The 2,225-nt window shown below is 71.3% G+C and carries 2 protein-coding genes; both read left to right on the top strand.

Annotation, left to right across the window (positions count from 1 at the left end):
- A partial coding sequence (locus Q8Q85_10980) for a 5'-nucleotidase C-terminal domain-containing protein (protein ID MDP3774776.1) occupies window positions 1-823 on the top strand: 823 nt, incomplete at its 5' end.
- Window positions 718-2,225, top strand: a 1,508-nt coding sequence (locus tag Q8Q85_10985; GenBank protein MDP3774777.1) for a 5'-nucleotidase C-terminal domain-containing protein, incomplete at its 3' end; no start/stop codon positions are given. The genes Q8Q85_10980 and Q8Q85_10985, both read left to right, overlap by 106 nt.

Genomic DNA, 2,225 nt, shown 5'->3' on the forward strand with positions numbered 1-2,225 from the left:
GGCGCTGAGCGTGGCCCTCGTGCGGTGGTCCATGCCGCGTCGGGCGTGCCGCTGGCAGATCGTGCGCAAGTCCGGCGAGCTGATCCCGCTCGCCACGGTGCGCCCGGAGAGCGCGCTGGTGCGCGCCCTCCAGCCGGCGCACGACTCCGCGCGCGCGTGGGCCACCCGGCCGCTCGGCCAGAGCGCCGCGGCCATGTCGGCCCGCACCGCCCGGCTCGAGGACACACCGGTCATCGACTTCATCAATGAAGTCGAGCGGCAGCACACCGGCGCCGACCTGGCGTCCACCGCGGCCTTCAGCACCGACGGCGGCATCCCCTCCGGCGCGGTGCGCATGGCCGACCTATCGAGCATCTACCCGTACGACAACACGCTGCGCGTGGTGAAGCTCTCGGGCGGGGACCTGCGCGCGTACCTGGAGCAGACGTCGCGCTACTACCGCGGCCTGGGAGCCGACGGCCCGATCGTGAACGACTCGGTCCCGGGCTACAACTTCGACATCGTGAGCGGCGCCGAGTACGAGCTGGACATCTCCCGGCCGGTCGGACAGCGGGTGCGCATCCTCAAGGTGAACGGCCGTGACGTGGCCGACACCGACAGTTTCACGCTCGCGCTCAACAACTACCGGCAGCAGGGCGGGGGCGGGTTCCCGATGATCGCCCGCGCGCCGGTGGTGTACGACCGCAACGAGTCCATTCGCGACCTTCTCGCCGCTGGGTGCGGCAGCAGGGCACGATCCGGCCCGAAGACTATTTCACCCGCAACTGGAGCCTCACCGGCGTCCGGCCTTCGCGCGACTCGGTCGTCCTCCGGGTGCTCATGACCAACGACTTCCACGGCGCGCTCCTCCCGAAGGTCCAGTCGTGGAGCAACGGCCGCGCGGTGGGGGGCGCAGCAGCCATCGCCGGGATGATGAACCGGCTGGCCGCCGAGTGCGGGTGTCCCACTATCCGGCTCGATGGCGGCGACGTCATGCAGGGCACTCCCATCTCGAACCTCACGTATGGCCGCTCCTCCGTGGACGCGTTCAACGCCATGGGGTACGCCGCGGCCGCCATCGGCAACCACGAGTTCGACTGGTCGGTGGACACGCTCGCGGCCCGTGCGGCCCAGGCCCGCTTCGCATGGCTTTCCGCCAACATCCGCGAAACGGCGACCGGCGCCGTACCGCGCTGGACCGCGCCGTGGCGGATGGTGAGCGCGGGACCGCTGCGCATCGCCGTCGTCGGCTACACTACGGCTACGACGCCTACCACGACGCGTCCGCAGAACGTGGCTTCGCTCCGCTTCGACGACGGGGTGCGGCGTGTGGACTCCGTGATCGCCGCGGCGCGCGCCGAATCTCCCGACTTCGTGATCGTGGTCGCCCACAGCGGAGCGTTCTGCGGCCGGGACACGGCCTGCGAGGGCGAGATCATCGACCTCGCCAACGCGCTCCAGCACCGCCCGGACCTCATCGTCGCCGGCCACACTCACGCCCTGGTCGGGACGATCGCGAACGGCATCCCGATCATCGAGGCGAGGTCGAGCGGCTCGGCGATCGGCATCGTGGACTTCGTCGTGCAGGCGGGGAGCCGCGTCGCGCAGCTCCGTTCCGAGACGGTGTGGACGGACCAGGAGCAGCCCGACACCACGGTGGCGCGCGTCGTGGACGCCCATCGCCGGCAGACGGAGCGCATCGCGAACCGCTCCATCATGGCGCTGCAGTCGCCGCTGGTGCGTCGCGGGGACCAGTACCCGCTGGGGAACCTGATAGCCGACGCCTTCCGCGCCGCGGCCCGTGCCGACGTGGCCGTCGTGAACAACGGCGGGATCCGCGCCGACCTCCCGGCAGGCGCGGTGAACTGGGGCGCCCTCTTCGAGGTGATGCCGTTCCAGAATTTCGTGGTGCGTATGCCGGTCACCGGCGCCGTCCTCCGCCGGGCGATCGAGCACGCGGCCGCGGGCGGCGAGGCCCGCGCCCATGTTTCGGGCGTGCGAGTGCGGGTGAACCCGCAGGCGCCGCCGGGGGCCCGGATCACCGCCCTGACCCTCGAAGACGGAAGGCCCGTCGAGGACTCCGCGCGGTACACCCTCGCGGTGCCCGATTTCATGGCGGCGGGCGGCAGCGGCTATACCATGCTGCGTGGACTGCCGGCGGAGAACACCGGCACCGTCGATCTCGATGCGTTCATCGACTACGCGCGGAGGCTGCCGCAGCCCGTTCGCAACCTGCCCACGGAGCC

This window comes from Gemmatimonadales bacterium, assembly GCA_030697825.1.
GTDB lineage: Bacteria > Gemmatimonadota > Gemmatimonadetes > Gemmatimonadales > JACORV01 > JACORV01.